At 56.1% G+C, this 16936-nt stretch carries 16 protein-coding genes; 2 read left to right on the forward strand and 14 right to left on the reverse strand.

What is annotated here, in order from left to right:
* Nucleotides 1–118: 118 nt before the first annotated feature.
* The 5 genes from fabG to ACUN8H_RS00100 all read right to left on the reverse strand — a co-directional run bounded on the left by fabG (nucleotide 119) and on the right by ACUN8H_RS00100 (nucleotide 3823).
* Entirely contained in the window at nucleotides 119–862 is a 744-nt protein-coding gene (fabG, locus tag ACUN8H_RS00080) for a 3-oxoacyl-ACP reductase FabG (protein ID WP_445530181.1), read from the reverse strand.
* Nucleotides 863–920: 58 nt separating this feature from the next.
* Nucleotides 921–1880 carry an ACP S-malonyltransferase gene (gene fabD / locus ACUN8H_RS00085; protein WP_445530182.1) on the reverse strand — a complete coding sequence of 320 codons (960 nt, stop codon included), beginning with the start codon at nucleotides 1878–1880 and terminating at the stop codon, nucleotides 921–923.
* A gap of 112 nt (nucleotides 1881–1992) precedes the next feature.
* Nucleotides 1993–3042, reverse strand: coding sequence for a phosphate acyltransferase PlsX (gene plsX, locus ACUN8H_RS00090; RefSeq protein WP_445530183.1), 1050 nt, complete (start codon nucleotides 3040–3042; stop codon nucleotides 1993–1995).
* 43 nt (nucleotides 3043–3085) lie between these two features.
* A complete protein-coding gene (gene rpmF / locus ACUN8H_RS00095) occupies nucleotides 3086–3256 on the reverse strand; it encodes a 50S ribosomal protein L32 (protein ID WP_007114757.1) in 171 nt (56 codons plus the stop codon).
* Nucleotides 3257–3292: 36 nt separating this feature from the next.
* Nucleotides 3293–3823: a YceD family protein gene (locus tag ACUN8H_RS00100; protein WP_445531055.1), complete on the reverse strand. Its 531-nt coding sequence runs from the start codon at nucleotides 3821–3823 to the stop codon at nucleotides 3293–3295.
* Between the two features lie 261 nt (nucleotides 3824–4084).
* On the opposite strand from ACUN8H_RS00100, the gene ACUN8H_RS00105 reads away from it, so the two are divergent.
* Complete coding sequence (locus ACUN8H_RS00105) at nucleotides 4085–4675, forward strand: Maf family protein (RefSeq protein ID WP_445531056.1); 591 nt, start codon at nucleotides 4085–4087, stop codon at nucleotides 4673–4675.
* Nucleotides 4676–4689: 14 nt separating this feature from the next.
* On the opposite strand, the gene sppA is transcribed toward ACUN8H_RS00105, so the two are convergent.
* Genes sppA through ACUN8H_RS00120 form a run of 3 tightly spaced genes read right to left on the reverse strand, consistent with a single transcriptional unit; the run spans nucleotide 4690 to nucleotide 7449 of the window.
* Nucleotides 4690–5805, reverse strand: coding sequence for a signal peptide peptidase SppA (gene sppA / locus ACUN8H_RS00110; protein ID WP_445530184.1), 1116 nt, complete (start codon nucleotides 5803–5805; stop codon nucleotides 4690–4692).
* Nucleotides 5806–5829: 24 nt separating this feature from the next.
* A complete protein-coding gene (locus ACUN8H_RS00115) occupies nucleotides 5830–6483 on the reverse strand; it encodes an HAD family hydrolase (RefSeq protein ID WP_445530185.1) in 654 nt (217 codons plus the stop codon).
* Between the two features lie 24 nt (nucleotides 6484–6507).
* Nucleotides 6508–7449, reverse strand: coding sequence for an RluA family pseudouridine synthase (locus ACUN8H_RS00120; protein ID WP_445530186.1), 942 nt, complete (start codon nucleotides 7447–7449; stop codon nucleotides 6508–6510).
* A 725-nt stretch (nucleotides 7450–8174) separates the two neighbouring features.
* Here ACUN8H_RS00120 and rne point away from each other — a divergent pair.
* Entirely contained in the window at nucleotides 8175–11501 is a 3327-nt protein-coding gene (gene rne / locus ACUN8H_RS00125; RefSeq protein ID WP_445530187.1) for a ribonuclease E, read from the forward strand.
* Between the two features lie 102 nt (nucleotides 11502–11603).
* Here rne and murB read toward each other — a convergent pair whose 3' ends face one another.
* The 6 genes from murB to msbA are packed head-to-tail and all read right to left on the reverse strand — an operon-like array spanning nucleotide 11604 to nucleotide 16905.
* Nucleotides 11604–12623: a UDP-N-acetylmuramate dehydrogenase gene (murB, locus tag ACUN8H_RS00130; RefSeq protein WP_445530188.1), complete on the reverse strand. Its 1020-nt coding sequence runs from the start codon at nucleotides 12621–12623 to the stop codon at nucleotides 11604–11606.
* A gap of 10 nt (nucleotides 12624–12633) precedes the next feature.
* A complete protein-coding gene (locus ACUN8H_RS00135) occupies nucleotides 12634–13098 on the reverse strand; it encodes a low molecular weight protein-tyrosine-phosphatase (RefSeq protein ID WP_445530189.1) in 465 nt (154 codons plus the stop codon).
* Nucleotides 13095–13898: a 3-deoxy-manno-octulosonate cytidylyltransferase gene (gene kdsB / locus ACUN8H_RS00140; protein WP_445530190.1), complete on the reverse strand. Its 804-nt coding sequence runs from the start codon at nucleotides 13896–13898 to the stop codon at nucleotides 13095–13097. Before kdsB ends, ACUN8H_RS00135 begins: the two co-directional genes overlap by 4 nt.
* Nucleotides 13898–14131: a Trm112 family protein gene (locus ACUN8H_RS00145; RefSeq protein ID WP_295708057.1), complete on the reverse strand. Its 234-nt coding sequence runs from the start codon at nucleotides 14129–14131 to the stop codon at nucleotides 13898–13900. The genes kdsB and ACUN8H_RS00145 overlap by 1 nt, the downstream gene beginning before the upstream one ends.
* A 12-nt stretch (nucleotides 14132–14143) precedes the next feature.
* Nucleotides 14144–15172 (reverse strand): tetraacyldisaccharide 4'-kinase, encoded by a 1029-nt coding sequence (gene lpxK, locus ACUN8H_RS00150; RefSeq protein WP_445530191.1) that lies wholly within the window; start codon nucleotides 15170–15172, stop codon nucleotides 14144–14146.
* Nucleotides 15169–16905, reverse strand: coding sequence for a lipid A export permease/ATP-binding protein MsbA (msbA, locus tag ACUN8H_RS00155; RefSeq protein ID WP_445530192.1), 1737 nt, complete (start codon nucleotides 16903–16905; stop codon nucleotides 15169–15171). Before msbA ends, lpxK begins: the two co-directional genes overlap by 4 nt.
* Between the last annotated feature and the right edge of the window lie 31 nt (nucleotides 16906–16936).

Genomic DNA, 16936 nt, shown 5'->3' on the forward strand with positions numbered 1-16936 from the left:
ACTCCAGTCGTTCACATTAGCCGTTTTTGATAACCAGCTATTTGGAAACCGCAAGCCAAAAGCTGCGGGGTAGTTTATAGACGCCCTTGGGTCGACGCAACCGCCATACCCAAGGCCATCAACGCATATTCATGCCGCCATTCACGTGAAGCGTCTCACCAGTGATATAACCGGCTGCATCGCTGGTCAGAAAGCCTACCGCGGCGGCGATCTCTTCCGGCGCTCCTAAACGGGCCAACGGAATTTGCTTCAGTAACATCTCATGCTGTGCTTCAGGCAGTGCTTCGGTCATATCGGTGGCAATGAAGCCAGGTGCCACCGCATTCACCGTAATGGCCCGCGAGGATACCTCACGCGCTAACGCACGACTAAAACCCTCCATGCCCGCCTTTGCTGCAGCGTAGTTAGTTTGGCCCAGGTTGCCCATGGTTGCCACTACGGAGCTAATCGACACAATACGCCCAAAACGCGCCTTGGTCATACCTCGCAAACATGCCTTACTCACACGATAGACAGATTTTAAGTTGGTATCCATAACAGAATCCCACTCATCTTCTTTCATACGCATCAGCAAATTGTCTCGCGTGATACCGGCATTGTTAACCAAAATGGTCGGCGCACCAAAGCGTTCGGTAATGGTTTTCAATACGCTATCGATGCTGGATTGGTCAGTCACATTGAGGCACAGACCAGCGCCTTCAATGCCATTCGCCCTCAAATCAGCATCAATTTTTTCTGCGCCAGACTCGCTCGTTGCCGTACCAATCACGAGTCGGCCTTGACGACCTAGCTCATGCGCAATGGCCTGGCCAATACCACGACTGGCTCCTGTTACCAGGGCAACTCTACTTTCTTGGGTCATAACGTTCTGCCTCTAACCGTATAATCAAGCAAGGATAGCGGAATAACACCACCCTTGGTCACGCTTTATCAGCCAACGTTTCACGCGCTAGCTCAAGCGCAGCATTCAGGCTATCAGGGTCGTTGACCGCTAATCCCTTGCTGCCCTTCACGATACGCTTATTGAGGCCGGTCAACACCTTTCCTGGCCCACACTCAATAAACACCTCAACGCCTTGACTTGCCATTGCTTCAACGCAGGCGCTCCAGCGTACTGGCTGATAGAGCTGTTCGATTAAACGTGTGCGCAGTGTAACGGTATCCGCATGCGCCTGGGCATCCACGTTCTGGATCACGGTATAACGAGGCGTTCGCAGTTCGATCGCCTGCATTGCCTCTGCCAGACGCTCAGCGGCCGGACGCATCAATGCACAGTGAGAAGGAACCGAAACAGGCAGGGCCATGGCACGCTTGGCGCCCGCTTCTTGGCAGGCAACGATAGCCCGCTCAACGGCCTCCTTGGAGCCTGCCACTACGACCTGACCGGGTGAATTATAATTGACCGCAGACACCACGTCGCCCTGGGCGGCTTTTTCGCAGGCAGCTTCTACCGCGTCATCAGCCAAGCCAAGGATCGCCGCCATACCGCCTTCACCGGCGGGAACGGCGTCCTGCATGGCGTCACCGCGCAGTCGCACTAAGTTTACGCCTTCGGCAAAACTCATCACACCCGCGCACACCATTGCGCTGTACTCCCCCAAACTATGGCCTGCCATCAGGGTGGGGCGCGGCCCTTCTAACTCCTGCCAGACGCGCCAAATGGCAACGCTAGCAGAGAGTAGCGCGGGCTGGGTGCACGCAGTGGCATTAAGCGCAGCTTCGGGCCCCTCTTGGACGACCTTCCACAAGTCGTAGCCCAAGGCATCTGACGCTTCCTCAAATGTCGTTCCCACCACACTATAGCGCTCGGCCAGCTCTCGCAGCATTCCAAGCTGCTGAGAGCCTTGCCCGGGGAAAATGAGGGCAAGGGGTTGAGACATGTCGTTCACCTTTGCACTTGTAGGCATTTGCTCATATGAGCGATAGGCGAGATTATTGGCACATCCTGATGCCACCTATAAACCCGCAAAAAACAAACTATTTATTATCTAATCACGGCTCGCAGGCGCCACTTTTTTCATTTAATGGCGCCTGCCAACGACCTGCGATCCGCGCAGGTAAATTATGCTCTACTTCTTTCAGAGAGCGCTGAATAGCGTAGTAGAAACCATCGGCATGGGTACTGCCGTGACTTTTCACCACGATACCGCGCAACCCTAGCAAACTAGCCCCGTTATAGCGTACAGGGTCTAACTCCTGCTTTAAGCGCTTTAACACAGGCTTGGCCAGTAGGCTTGCTAGGCGGCCAGTGAAGCGTGACTCGAACGCCAGCTGAACACGCTCAACCAGCATACTTGTCAAGCCTTCGCTTGCCTTAAGGACCGCGTTACCCACGAACCCATCGCATACCACGACGTCAAGCTGACCGGTAAACAGATCGCCACCTTCGGCGTACCCGTGGTAATCGAAGCCATAACGGCTGCCATACTCGCGCAGCAAACGATCAGCTTCGCGCACGCTGACACAACCTTTGGTAGCCTCAGCGCCCACATTAAGCAACGCGACCCGTGGCATGGCGTTGCCGTCTATACACTGCGCCATGGCCGCCCCCATTAGCGCAAAATCAACTAATCGATGGGCGGGGGAATCCACGTTGGCGCCAAGATCCAATAGATAACAGCGACGCCCTTGGCGTACTGGAATCGCCGTACTGATCGCCGGCCGGGAAATCCCCTCGACCATACCCAGCTCGCGTCTTGCCAACGCCACAAGCGCTGCCGTATTGCCCGCGCTTACGCCAGCTGCCGCCTCGCCCAAAGCGACGCATCGCAACATTTGCACCATACTGCTGGAGTGCCCTTTGCGTAAGGCCCAGGCGGCCGTGGTCGACGGGGCAATACTATCGGGCGCTTCACGCGCCACCAAACGTGACGTTGCCGCAGCCAGTGGCTGCGGCAAGCGTGAAAGCTCAGCAAGAATCTGCTGACGCGGCCCAAACAAAATCAGCTCAAGCGCGGGGTGTTCCACCGCCGCTTTTGCAGCGCCTGCGATAATAGCTTGAGGGCCTTGGTCACCCCCCATCACATCAATCGCTAGGCGCATACCGCACTGAATCCGTATAGCCGCTTAGTAATGCGATTAAGGCTTATACCTCAACCACTTTACGACCACGGTAGAAACCGTCTGGAGAAACGTGGTGACGCAGGTGAGTCGTACCGGTTTCTTTGTCCTGAGACAGCGTCGGAGCGGTTAGGGCATCGTGGCTACGACGCATGCCGCGCTTGGAACGAGTTTTACGGTTCTGTTGAACTGCCATGGGTGTTTACTCCAAGGTATTAACGGTAGAGGGTGCTTATTTTTTGCCTTTTAAGACACTAAGCACCGCGAATGGATTCATCGCTGGCGTTGTTTCTGACGCCGCGCCTTCAGTTTTGCTGACCAGCTGCTCCGCCGAGACATGACATTCGGCTTCGTCGTGATAGACCACCTGAGGCAAGCTAAGGATCAACTCATCCTCAACCACCGTCAAAAGATCCAGCTGTTCCTTTTCCACCAGCACCGGTTCATGACTAGCAGGCAGCTCGGCCGCTAAGGCTTCGTCAGTGACCATTCCAAGCAAAAAGTCACTGCTTACCTCTTGAGGCAGCGGCACCAGGCAGCGTCGGCAGGCAAGCGCCAACGTCGCTTGCAAGTGGCCACGAATTTCACGACGGCCTTGAGCATCGACGCCAAACTCAAGCACGACATGACAGTCGCCGGTTTGGACACCCGCTTCTTCGGCAAGACGCGGTAGCTTATCAAGCGCTACCAAGCCTTCGATTCGTTCGTGGCGGGCTGCAAGCTTATAAGGCTCAACCCGGCTGGGGAGTTGTGAGGTCAACATAGGCGCGCAATGATAGGCACTCCCCCCGCTGGTGTCAAAGCCGTCGGTACATTTCTTCATGCCTTCTGCCTTAAATAATCAATATAGGCGGCCATTCAACGCCACCATAGGCACATTTAGATGCTTTCGCTACACTCTATTGCTTTCGTGTTGCATCCGTGAGCTTTGCACACAGGCAACGAAAGACATGTGCGACCACCCAGCCAGGAGCCATTTGTGACTTCATCCTCAACGACCGAGCCATCGATCAGTCATGCGTCGATGCCCGAGCTGGTACTGGCATCCAGCTCGCGCGGGCGGCGTGAACTGTTGAACCGCCTACAACTTCCTTACCAGTGTCACTCTCCTGATATTGACGAAACCCCCCATCGCGATGAAACGCCTCACGCACTAGTACATCGCCTAGCGCTCAGCAAAGCGAATGCCGTGGCGACTCATTTCCCCCACCACTGCATTATTGGTTCTGATCAGGTAGCCGTGTTTGAAGGCGACATTTTGGGCAAGCCGCATACCGCGGAAAAAGCACGCGCCAATCTAACGCGATTTTCTGGCCAACGCGTCACCTTCTTGACCGGTTTGGCGCTACTGGATACACGCCACCAGCGCCATCAGGTGCATGTAGAGCCCTTTGAGGTGGTTTTCCGCCACTTGAGCGCCCAGGAGATCGAAAACTATGTCGCCAAAGAGCAGCCGCTCGACAGCGCAGGTAGCTTTCGAATGGAAGGTTTAGGTATTGCGCTGTTTGAAAAACTCGAGGGACGCGACCCCAATGCGCTGATTGGGCTACCGCTGATTGCGCTTTGCGATATGTTGCGCCAAGCGGGCCTTGACCCACTTGGCGCGCACACCTAGCTCAGCGCCTATGATTAATAGCGTAGCGGGCTGCTGGGCGCATTGACGCCCAGCACTTCAGCGACGACCTGGGTAAAACGGCGCGTCAAGCGATCAAGCGGATCCAAGCTCGGCGTATAATCTACCCAATGGGTGTCGCCCACCTGGTCGCGAGACAATTGTTCAAGACTGCCCAGTTGGTCAATCAGGCCTAGCTCAAGGCTCTGCTCGCCACTCCAAACCAGCCCTGAAAAAATGTCGGGACTGTTACTGAGCCTTTCCCCTCTACCCGCCCGCACATCGTCAATAAACTGGCGATGGGTTTGGCTTAGCACGCCCTGCCAAAACTGTTCCGCATCTTCATCCAGCGGCTGGAACGGATCCAGGAAAGCTTTATTCTCACCAGCGGTCATCACGCGTCGCTCAACGCCTATCTTGACTATTGCCTCTTCAAAGCCAAAGCCTGCGTAAATGACACCAATGGATCCCACTAGGCTCACCGGCGAAGCCACGATCTCATCGGCGGCCGCGGCGATATAATAAGCACCACTGGCACCGATATCTTCGATGACGGCAATAATCGGCTTATCGCCCTGTTCACGTAAACGCATAATTTCTGCATAGATACGCTGAGATTGCACTGGACTGCCGCCAGGACTATTAATATGCAGCACCACGGCGGCCGCACTCTCCGCTTCCCAAGCACGATTCAAACCTTCAATGACACGCTCGGCGTTGGCAGGGGAATCACTGGCGATCACCCCATTAACCTCAACGATACCCAAATGCCGCTGTTCCAGGGCAGCAGCACCCGGTGAATCCCAAAACAGGCTATAGAAGGTGCTAAACAGCGTCACCAAAACAATCGCCAGCATCATCAGGCGGAAAAACAGTTTCCAGCGGCGGCTGCGGCGCTGTTCCTTTAAAACCCCACCGATCCAGTGATCCATCATTTCCATCTGCGCTAACCGCTGGCGTTCACGTAGTGTTTCTGCATCATCGCCTGGCGCACCCGACATCTGGCTAGCGCTTTTCGCTGGTGGCACTTCAGGCCCTTGTGTCCAGCGATCCTCTTCCTGGTTACGACCCGCATGGGTCGCATCAAAATGCCCGTCGTCAGTACCACCGGGGCGGTTTGGGTCGTCGCTCATAAAATGTCCTTATGTAAGCGCTGGCTATTCACCTGACAGCCGATCAAAAAGCTCATCGATACTATGGGCAATCCACTTGGGCTGACTGCGCGCCAAACGCTCCGGCGTATGTACGCCGTAGGTGACGCCGACACGATCCATGCCAATGGCCCGGGCCATTTCAAGGTCGTACGCCGTATCGCCGACCATAACGGCTCGCTCGACAGGCACCTCTAACTCGGCCAACAGCTCTGAAAGCATTTGCGGATGGGGCTTCGAGCGGGTTTCATCGGCGGTGCGGCTGGCGTGAAACCAGCCGCCGCTGCTGGTCTCAGCAAAAATGCGGTCAAGGCCACGGCGACTTTTACCGGTCGCTACCGCCAATCGCTGCTGCTCACGCCCACGCAAGCGGCCGATTTGTGCCTCCACCCCGGCAAAAAACAGCATCGGCGTAGCATCCGCGGTAACAAAATGGTGCGAGTAACGCTCACGAAGGCGCTCGGCCTGCGCAGGCAAAATACCCGGGCATAGCTGGGCGATGGCCTCAGGCAATCCCAAGCCAATAATATCTTCCACCTCAGCCTTCGAAAGCTCGCCCCACTCAGCTTCCAGGGCAGCGGCCTGCATACAGGAGACAATACGCGGCACCGAATCCATCAAGGTACCATCCCAATCAAATATAATTAGCTCATACTGCATGGCAGCTCCGTATTGAAGGGCGGATTATTGACGAGCACGCTTAAGGGCTGCTTCCAGCGCCTCGGGCAGCGGTGCCTTGACGGTCACCGGTCGCCCATTACCGGGCTCTGGAAACGTTAATGCACGAGCATGCAGAAACAGCCGCCCCAGCCCTAGCTGCTTAGTGAGTAGACCGCTCTCACGGGTGGCGTATTTATCATCGCCCAGCAACGCATGGCCAGCATGAGCCGCATGCACGCGAATTTGATGTGTCCGCCCCGTTACCGGTTCGGCTTCGATCAGGGTGACCTTTTCAAACGTCTCGACCACAGAAAAATGTGTGCGCGACACTTTGCCATTGGGGTCGACTCTCACCCGTCGCTCGCCATTGCCCGCATCAAAACGATCCAAGCGGGCACTCTCATACGTTTTACGTGCCGGCCAGCGGCCGCTCACCAAGGCCAGATAGCGCTTATCCATACCGTGCTTTTTCAGTGACTCATTGAGTGTCACCAACGCATCACGGGACTTGGCCAGCAACAAACAGCCCGACGTATCACGATCAAGACGGTGTACTAATTCCAGGAAGCTCAAATCATCGCGCACCTGTCGCAGCGCTTCAATCAATCCTATTTTAACCCCGCTACCACCGTGCACCGCCAAGCCCGAAGGCTTGTTAAGGACCATCCAATCAGGGCCTTCCATAATAACGCTGCCCACCAGCAGGTCGCGTAAATTATCGCTCACATCCTTCACCGCCTCACGGGGCGCCAAGCGCAACGGTGGCACGCGCACTAAATCGCCCGCCTGCAAACGGTAATCTACTTTGACGCGCTTTTTATTAACGCGCACTTCGCCTTTCCGCACGATGCGATAGATCAGCGCCCTTGGCGCTCCTTTGAGCCGCGTCATGAGGAAATTATCAATTCGCTGCCCAGCTTGCTCCGGGGCAATATCCACCCACTGTACTTCGCGCCCTTCGGACATTGCCGCTTGCTCCTGCTGTAGTTCGCTAACATCAGCTAAAAACGGCATTCTAGCGTAGACCCAAGGGCATTGCGTCAATTGCTGGTCGTTGTCTTTACTGTTATATTCCAAAACGTTCACCAGCCCAGCGCATAAAGCTTTCTTGTCTAACGCTAGCAACTAGCAGTTAAATAGCTAATTGGTTAAATTTGTTAGCAGAAGACGTCTACGCTGAGCTCGGTTAATGCGCCTGCCCGACTAACACGCAGGCCTGAACACAAAACGGCACCAGTGTACGCATTGCCCGTTTTTCAGCACTAATATCTGATCTTAAAAAATGCAGTAACTCTGCCGCCCGTTTTTATGCTGGCAGAGGAAAGTAAGCCTCGCCCTCAACGGCAGGCAGCAACGAAACAACGCCACGCCCCGAGCAGCCCCTCCTTTTTCGTCACAAGGCGCTGGCTGGCTCCGGGCGACAAGTTCAACGCTGTGCCGGTGGCCGGCGTTGGTGAATCGATGTATGCCAGGTGTCGGCGGTGTCAGCAGGGCCGGTTGGAAGTGACAACCACCGGAATATGTCCTGCCTCCGCCACGTACTCAACGCCCTACTGGCCGGGTTGGCAATGCGCCTTCCCGGCTTGACGCGTCAGCATTGCAATGCGCCGAGCACAAGCACGCAGCACCCAGCGGTTCGCCTACGTCACCCTATAGGCAGTTCGCCGGCACGCAACGCTATGCGAGACAACATGAAACGGATGCTTATTAATGCGACACAGCCTGAAGAGCTGCGCGTCGCCTTAGTTGATGGACAACGCCTGTACGATTTAGACATCGAGTCCGGCGCTCGAGAACAGAAGAAAGCCAATATCTATCGCGGCAAAATCACCCGCGTAGAACCCTCTCTTGAAGCCGCCTTTGTCGATTATGGCGCTGATCGCCACGGCTTTTTGCCGCTCAAAGAAATCTCTAAAGAATACTTTGTAAAAGACGTTTCCGGCCGTCCCAGTATTAAAGAAGTGCTTAAAGAGGGCCAAGAGGTCATCGTTCAGGTCGACAAGGAGGAGCGTGGCAATAAAGGCGCCGCGCTCACCACCTTCGTTAGCCTGGCGGGCCGCTTTTTGGTATTGATGCCCAACAACCCGCGCGCGGGTGGCATTTCGCGCCGTATCGAAGGCGACGAGCGTAGCCAGCTCAAAGACGCCATGGGTCAGCTGACCGTGCCGGACAAAATGGGCTTGATCGTGCGCACCGCCGGCATTGGCCGCAACCCGGAAGAGCTACAGTGGGATTTGGACTATCTGGTTCAGGTGTGGGAATCGATCACTACCGAAGCGGCCAAACGCCCTGCTCCCTTCCTGATTTACCGTGAATCCAATGTCATCATTCGCGCTATGCGTGACTACTTACGCCAAGACATTGGCGAAGTACTCATCGACAGCCCCGAGATTCACGCCGAAGCGCTCGGCTTTATTCGCCAGGTAATGCCCTCGTATCAGCAAAAGATCAAACTTTACGCTGACGAAGTGCCACTTTTTTCGCGCTTTCAGATCGAATCGCAAATCGAAACGGCCTATCAGCGTGAAGTAAAACTCCCTTCTGGCGGATCGATCGTGATCGATCATACGGAAGCGCTGGTTTCTATCGATATCAACTCCGCGCGTGCTACCCGCGGCAGCGATATCGAAGAAACCGCTCTTCAAACCAACTCCGAAGCCGCCGATGAGATCGCACGCCAGCTACGCCTGCGCGATATTGGCGGTTTGGTGGTGATCGACTTCATCGACATGGGGCCCGCGCGCAACCAGCGCGAAGTTGAAAACCGCATGCGCGATGCCCTCAAGTTGGACCGCGCGCGGGTACAGATTGGCCGTATCTCACGCTTTGGCCTGATGGAAATGTCCCGTCAACGCCTGCGCCCGTCACTGGGTGAAACCAGCGGCGTGGTTTGCCCGCGCTGTAACGGTCAAGGCACCATTCGCGATGTGCGTTCGCTCTCGCTGTCCATCATGCGCCTGATTGAAGAAGAGGCGATGAAAGAGAACAGCGCGCAAATTCGTGCCATTCTGCCGGTACCGGTCGCCACCTACTTGCTTAATGAAAAACGCAGTGTGCTGGCCGATTTAGAGTCTCGTCAGAATGTCCGCGTCGTGCTGCTGCCCAACCCTGATATGGACACGCCGCACTACGATGTCCAGCGCCTGCGCGATGACCATTTGGATGAGGATGACACCCAGAGCCTTTCCAGCTTTGAACTCTCTACCGATACTGAAATAGGTAAAGAGCCGACGCCCAGTTTCGTGCCGCCCGCTCAACGCGCTGAAGCGGCCGTTAAAAGCGTCACTCATAACGCCCCAGCACCTGCATCGCTGCAAACGGAAGAGAAAGCGCCGGCGGCTTCTCTTCCGCCTTCAGCGAAAGCACCTGCAAGCGAGCAGCCCAGCGTTATTGGCCGCTTTATTCGAGGTTTCGCCAAGCTACTAGGTAGCGACGAAAGCAGTGCCGAGCCTGCGCCTGTAGCGAAGGCAGAAACGCCCGCACCCCGTAAGCCAAGCGAGCGCAAAACCAATCAGCGCAGCAGTGAATCGCGGCAGAAATCATCACGCAGCGAACGCGGCGAAACCACCAGCCGTAACGAACGCAGTGACAACAGTGCTCGATCGGAGCAAAAAACCGAGCAAAAGAGCGATCAGCGCAACACCGCTCCGCGTTCTGCCAATGAGGACAGTAACGACAAACGCAGTGGCCCTAGCCGCACCCGTAACCGTCGTCGTCATCCTCAGCAAGACGATAGCAATGGCCAAGAGTCTGCCAACAAATCGGCACGCAACGAGCCTCAGGCTGACCGCTCGGCTAAAGACAGCTCATCCAAAAGCGGCGCTAATCAGGACAGCTCGTCAAAAGAAACCTCTAAGGATAGTTCTAAAGATAGTTCTAAAGAGCGCACCAGAGAGAGCAACAGCAGCAAAAATGGTGCACAGAAAGAGCAGCGTCAAGACAACCAGCGCGATGAGACTGCCAAGCAAGATGACGGTAAGCCGAAGCGTACACGGAACAACCCGCGTAACCGCACGCGCTCTCAGGCGATCAACCCCCAGGCAGAAGCTGAGCAACTGACGCTGCAGGCACAAGCAGTCAATGAAGCGCCAGAAGCCGCTGAAACTTCGAATGAAGCGCCTGCCGCGCCGAAGGCCGAAGCACCAACGGCTGCGAAAGCACCCGTGGTAGACGAACCGGCTGCCGAGCCACCGACCACTGATGACGCCACGCAGCCTGAGTCTCTGTTAGCCAGCGACGCTTCTGAAACGGCCGACCAAGCGGACAACGCCACGACCGCTGAACGTCCTGCGGCAGAGAACGCCAAGGCGCGTAAGTCGACGCATCAACGCCGTCAGCCAACGCCGGAAGTAGCGCAAACGCCTATCTCTGACTCGGCTCCTGCCACGGACTCGGTTACTGGAACTGACTTGGTGACTGGAAATGAGCTGGCTGAGCAGGAAACGGCCGTTAGCCAACCAAGCGAACCGGCGGCTTCAGGCAACGATGAACAGGCAGCCCCTTCTGGTGAAGCGACCTCGGCGGAGACTCCGGCGCTGCAACCTGCTGCACCTGAACACAAGCCGACACTGGATGAAGAGCGCGCAGAAGCGGCAACGATCGACCAGGCCTCTGCTGAGACGGAGCAAACGACCGATAGTCAGCCGCTTGCTAGTGAACCAGTCGCCCCAGAAGCGATTGAACCGCCTGCAGCCAACGTTGTCGATCCGGCAGCTACTATCGACGAGGCCGCTACACCAAGCGCTTCTGAGCCTGCCACCGCTGCCTCTTTGGTTGATGAGCTATCCAGTCATGAAACCGCCAGCAGCGAAAATAAGCCAAGCGAGGAAGAGCCTCGCATTGGGCAGAAGGCCGATGATCTAGCGACCGCTGATACGGCCACTCAGCCAGACGTCAACGACTCGCCGGACGATGCGCCTTCAAATGAAGTCGCCAAACCCCGTCGTCGCCGTAGCCGGGCGCACAATGACCCGCGTGAAAAGCGTAAACAGGCACAGCAAGAGCATCGCTCCGAGTAAAATCGGGCGTATGTGGTAACCGCAAAATCCCCGCTCAAGCGGGGATTTTGCTTTTTAAAGGACACATTTTATTAGTGTTAGAAAGAGCTACTAGAAACGATGCTAAGGATTAACGACGCGAGGCTCGGGCTCTAATTTGACGCCAAAGCGTTCTTCTACTTGGGCAACGATAAAATCGGCCGTTTTCATCAACCCTCGGCGATCACCGCCGCCAAAATGCACCAGTACCAACGCTTGGTGCTGGTGAACGCCAAAGGCGCCCTGTTGCATGCCTTTTAAACCGCACTGATCGATCAACCAACCTGCGGCCAGTTTGGTTTGCCCTTCCCCCTGGGGAAAATGCGGCATCGCAGGATAATAACGCAATAGCTGGGCGGCCTGCTCATTGCTAACCAGCGGATTTTTGAAGAAACTCCCTGCGTTGGCCAGCACCTCAGGGTCAGGCAACTTCTCACGGCGAATAGCACAAACCGCGTCAGCCACCTCAAGCGGCGTAGGCGTAGCGGATAATCGTGCGGCCAGGTCACCATAATGAAGTTGGGGCGCTGGCACACGAGATAAACGCATTACCAGTTGAGTGATGACGACGCTGTCAGCCAGCTCGCCTTTAAATATACTGTCACGGTAGCTAAATGCGCACGCTTGGGCGCTTAACCAGTAACAGTGCCCGGTGCCAAGCTCCATCACCTGCACAGCTTGCAGCGTGTCAGCAAGCTCAACGCCGTAGGCGCCAATATTCTGCACCGGCGCCGCCCCGCAGCTGCCGGGAATCAGCGCCAAGTTCTCCACCCCCCATAACCGTCGTGCAGCCGTCGCCATGACAAAGCGATGCCAATTAACGCCAGCCCCAACATGCGCAAACACATCCCCTTGTTGAGCGACTTGGCCATGGTTCAACCACCATTGATTTAACGCTGGCCGTAGCACCAGGCCCGGCAATTGCTCAGGCAGGAGCACATTGCTCCCCCCGCCTAGCAACGTCACAGGCCAACCCTGGGCGTGGGCGTGGGCGAGCACGGCGCGCAGGGCTGATAGCGTACTTGGCGCGGCGTAGTGTTCGGCGTTACATGGTAGCCGCAGAGTATTGGCAAGGGTTAAATCGACGTTGGACTGGAGATGCAAAGCCGCCACTTTAGCGCTCACGCTTAAGGTGCTGGATCAGCCCTGCTGAGGCGGCTTCTATCATCGTAAGAACGTTTTCAAAGCCTTCATCACCCCCATAATACGGGTCAGCTACTTCGGCGCCAGGGGTGCCGGCAAAATCCAAAAACAGGCCAACATGCGCCCGGCTATTGGCGGGTTTCAGCTCATGCATGGCGCATAAATTGTCCTGATCCATCCCCAGTACATAGTCAAACTCAATAAAATCCCGCTCGGTTAACTGACGAGCACGCAGGCCGCTTAAATCGATACCGCGGCCCAAAGCCGCTTGCTGAGCGCGGGCATCGGGCGCTTTGCCCACATGCCAACTGCCCACGCCACACGAGTCTATTTCAACCTCGTCGGCTAAGCCTGCTTGCTCAATAGCATGACGGAAAACACCTTCAGCCGTGGGCGAGCGACAAATATTGCCCAGACACACAAATAACACTTTCACGGGTGCTCTCCATAAGTATCGGGCTGAGTAAGCAACGCACGCACGCGTTCTAAATCCTCGGCGGTATCAACCCCAGCGGGATTAATCTCACAGGCTAAGGCGACCTGTATCACATGGCCATTTTGTAACGCACGCAGTTGCTCGAGCTGTTCCAACTGCTCAAGGCTAGAGGCTGGCCAATCCTGATAAGCCGCCAGAAAGCCCGCCCGATAAGCGTATAGCCCGATATGGCGCAGCCACGCATCGGTAGCTAGCAGCGTGGGCGCCTGCTTGAAATGCTCCCGATCCCAGGGAATGGGCGCACGTGAAAAGTAGAGTGCTCTCCCCTGCAAGGTCCGCACCACTTTTACCACATTGGGATTAAACAGCGTGTCGACATCGTTGATGGGCTCTGCCAGCGTGGCTATCGACGCCTCGGGGTCATCAGCTAATCGAAGGGCGACCTGATCAATCAACGCGGGCGGAATCAGCGGCTCGTCACCCTGCACATTTACCAGCAGTGCATCATCCGTTAACGCTAAAATATCAGCCACTTCGGCGAGGCGGTCAGTACCCGAAGGATGATCAGCACGCGTCATGATTACCTCAGCACCATAGGGCAACATAGCCTCGCGAATGCGGCTATCATCAGTGGCAACCACTACTCGGCTGGCATGGCTTAGGCAAGCGCGGCGCCAAACGTGGGCGACCATTGGTTCACCGGCAATCTCTAAAAGCGGCTTGCCGGGTAAGCGGGTGGAGCCATAGCGTGCAGGGACTACCACCGTAAATTCAGGCATGGCAAAGTCAGCTGAAGCCATTAAACGCCTCCTGAAGATCCTGAAGCGCTGCCTGCAGAGCGCCCCGGAGACGTAGGCAGCTTCTCATCGGCATCCATGGCACGGGCTGCCTCAGGCAGCATCACCGGGATCCCTTCTTGAATGGGATAGGCCAGACCATCGTAATGACAGCGCAGCTCCTGGGCCTCGCGATCGTATTTTAGCTTGCCGTTACACAATGGGCAGACCAGCATTGCCAGCAGTTCCTTATCCATGCGATGACTCCTTTAGGAAAGTGCCGACAGCCGCGCTGCCAGCCAGTGTTCAAAGTCAGATGGAAGGGTCGCTTCCACCTCTAGTACCCAACTATCCGGTGGCGCCAGGGCGTTACATTTAACGGCATCCTTGGCAGTCATGACGACCGGGCGGACCTCTTTAAAGTTTAACGCATCATCCTGATAATGCTGATGATCGGCTAAGGGGTGATATTCACCCTCAACGCCCAAGCCAGCCAGCGTGCGAAAAAAACGTTCGGGATTGCCAATGCCCGCCACGGCGTGCACCGGCAGCGTAAAGGGCAGCGGCGCTAGCGGAAATCGAACGCCATCTTCTAAGCGGCGCCAGCAACGCGGTGCTAACTGCATGCAAGTAAATGTATTGATGGGAAGGGATTGCAGTGGCTCACCGTTAACAATCACCGCATCGACGCGCTTTAATCGACTGGACGATTCGCGCAGCGGGCCGGCGGGCAAGCAGCGCCCATTGCCTAAAGCACGGGCACCATCCACCACCACCAATTCGATATCGCGTTTCAATGCCAGGTGCTGCAAGCCATCGTCGCTCAAGATGATATCGCACCCCATCGCTACGAGTGCCTGCACGCCGCGTGCACGCTTAGGGTCCGCCACTACCGGTAACCCCGTTTGCTGCGCCAGCATCAAAGGCTCATCGCCGCTTTCAGAAACGCGGGTGGCCGCCGTGACAAAGAAAGGATAGTGCGGCGCCGCGCCGCCGTAACCGCGGGTAACAATTCCTGGCGACCAGCCCTGCGTAACCAGCCAATGACCCAGCCACGCCACCAGCGGTGACTTCCCGGTGCCGCCCAACGTGATGTTGCCCACCACGATCACCGGCACCGGTGCCTTCCAGGCGCTCTTTTCACCGCGCTGGTAGGCCCGCTCACGGCGAGCCATGGCCCACTGATAAAGCGAGCCTAAGGGCTTGAGCGGCCACAGCCAATAGCTGCCCTGATAAGCGCCTTGCAACCAACGCTCGGCCAGCGGCCTAGCTTTATATGCTTTTTTAGCCAGGGTCATGAGGCTTCTTGAAATTGCAGTTGATGCAGCGCCGCATAAGCACCGTCCGCATCCAACAACGCCTGGTGTGTGCCCTCTTCAATAATGCGCCCTTGATCCATCACAATGATGCGGTCAGCGCGTTCGATAGTCGACAGGCGGTGGGCAATCACCAGCGTGGTACGCCCTTCGCAGACGCGCTCCAGGGCTTTTTGAATATACCGCTCTGATTCGGTGTCCAGCGCCGAGGTGGCTTCATCCAGCACCAACAGCGGCGCGTCTTTAAAGATGGCCCGAGCAATCGCCAGACGCTGGCGCTGGCCACCCGAGAGCATAACGCCGTTTTCGCCGACCGTGGTCGCATAGCCATTGGGTAGTTTATCGATAAACTCGTGAGCGTAAGCTGCTTCAGCTGCCGCTTGAATGGCCTGAGGGTCTGGATTAGCGACTCCATAGGCGATGTTGTCGGCAATAGAGGCATTAAATAGCGTCACTTGCTGAGAGACCAAGGCAATCTGTTGGCGCAGTGGCCCAAGTGCGTACTCATCAATATTAATGCCATCGATGGTAATGCTGCCTTGGCTAGGCCGGTAGAAACGCGGCAGCAAGCTCACCAGCGTCGACTTCCCACTCCCCGAACGGCCCACTATTGCCACCAGCTCACCCGGCGCCAAGCGCAAGTTAATATCATGCAGCACGTCGGGCTGTTCGTCGGCATAGCGGAAACTAACCTTATCGATCACCACTTCACCGCTTAAACGACTGGCAATGCGCTTGCCATTATCCTGCTCAGGCGTCATATCCAATAGGCCAAAAAGCTCTGTTGCTGCCGCCAACCCCTTCTGAATTTCACCGTTAATCTCGGTCAATTGGCGTACGGGCTTGATCATCAGCGCCGCCGCGGTAATAAAGGCCACGAACTCGCCCGGCGTCATGTTTGCCATTAGGGAGGGTGCCATGGCCAGCCATACCAGTAGCGCCATTGAGATCGCGACCAGCATCAAAATCACCGGCGAGCTAACCGCTCTTGTCATGGCCTCTTTCATGCTTTGCCGACGGTTCTCTTCACTCACTCGCTCAAAGCGCTGCTTTTCATAGGCTTCAGCGCCATGCGTACGCACGACGCGGTAACCGGAAAGTGCCTCCGAGGCAATATGGGTAACATCGCCCATGGAGTGCTGAATGCGCTTGGATATGCGCCTAAACCGCTTACTCACGTAACTCACCACCACGGCGATAATTGGGGTAACACCCAAAAACAGCAGGGTTAGCATCCAGTTGGTCCAGAGGAGATAGAGAACCAGGCCAATGACAAATAGGCCCTCACGCAAAATAATCGTCACAGCCTTAGTGGCAGCGCCGGCAACCTGCTCAACGTGATAGGTCACCCGTGATACCAGTTGACCGCTGGAGTGGTGGTCAAAAAAACGGCCGGGCAGATGAAGCAGATGGGCAAAAACATCGCAGCGCAGCGTATGAATCACGTAGCGCCCCACATACGCCATAAAATAGGTGCTTAAAAAAGTACCCAGTCCTCTGGCTGAAAACATAATAATGACAAACAGTGGCAAAAAGAACCGGAAGGCCGCGTCCGGGTTTTGAATGCCATCAATCAAGCGTTTCATCATCTCCGCCAGCGCAGTGCTAGACGCGGCATACACGACAAACCCCACCACTGCCAGTGCAAACGCACGCCAGTGCGGCTTCACATAGCCCAATAACCGCTTGTAAACACCCCAACCTGAATCAGTCACACGCGCTCCTAGCAATAGTGTGCAATGCCAT

The organism is Vreelandella sp. V005 (genome assembly GCF_052645115.1).

Bases quoted from the DNA above. Each gene is read 5' to 3' on its own strand.
- ACUN8H_RS00115 (WP_445530185.1), bottom strand. From the start codon at position 6,483: ATGCAGTATGAGCTAATTATATTTGATTGGGATGGTACCTTGATGGAT.
- ACUN8H_RS00100 (WP_445531055.1), bottom strand. From the start codon at position 3,823: ATGTTGACCTCACAACTCCCCAGCCGGGTTGAGCCTTATAAGCTTGCA.
- ACUN8H_RS00120 (WP_445530186.1), bottom strand. From the start codon at position 7,449: ATGTCCGAAGGGCGCGAAGTACAGTGGGTGGATATTGCCCCGGAGCAA.
- lpxK (WP_445530191.1), bottom strand. From the start codon at position 15,172: ATGACCCTGGCTAAAAAAGCATATAAAGCTAGGCCGCTGGCCGAGCGT.
- rne (WP_445530187.1), top strand. From the start codon at position 8,175: ATGAAACGGATGCTTATTAATGCGACACAGCCTGAAGAGCTGCGCGTC.
- sppA (WP_445530184.1), bottom strand. From the start codon at position 5,805: ATGAGCGACGACCCAAACCGCCCCGGTGGTACTGACGACGGGCATTTT.
- rpmF (WP_007114757.1), bottom strand. From the start codon at position 3,256: ATGGCAGTTCAACAGAACCGTAAAACTCGTTCCAAGCGCGGCATGCGT.
- fabD (WP_445530182.1), bottom strand. From the start codon at position 1,880: ATGTCTCAACCCCTTGCCCTCATTTTCCCCGGGCAAGGCTCTCAGCAG.
- ACUN8H_RS00145 (WP_295708057.1), bottom strand. From the start codon at position 14,131: ATGGATAAGGAACTGCTGGCAATGCTGGTCTGCCCATTGTGTAACGGC.
- fabG (WP_445530181.1), bottom strand. From the start codon at position 862: ATGACCCAAGAAAGTAGAGTTGCCCTGGTAACAGGAGCCAGTCGTGGT.
- ACUN8H_RS00105 (WP_445531056.1), top strand. From the start codon at position 4,085: ATGCCCGAGCTGGTACTGGCATCCAGCTCGCGCGGGCGGCGTGAACTG.
- plsX (WP_445530183.1), bottom strand. From the start codon at position 3,042: ATGCGCCTAGCGATTGATGTGATGGGGGGTGACCAAGGCCCTCAAGCT.
- kdsB (WP_445530190.1), bottom strand. From the start codon at position 13,898: ATGGCTTCAGCTGACTTTGCCATGCCTGAATTTACGGTGGTAGTCCCT.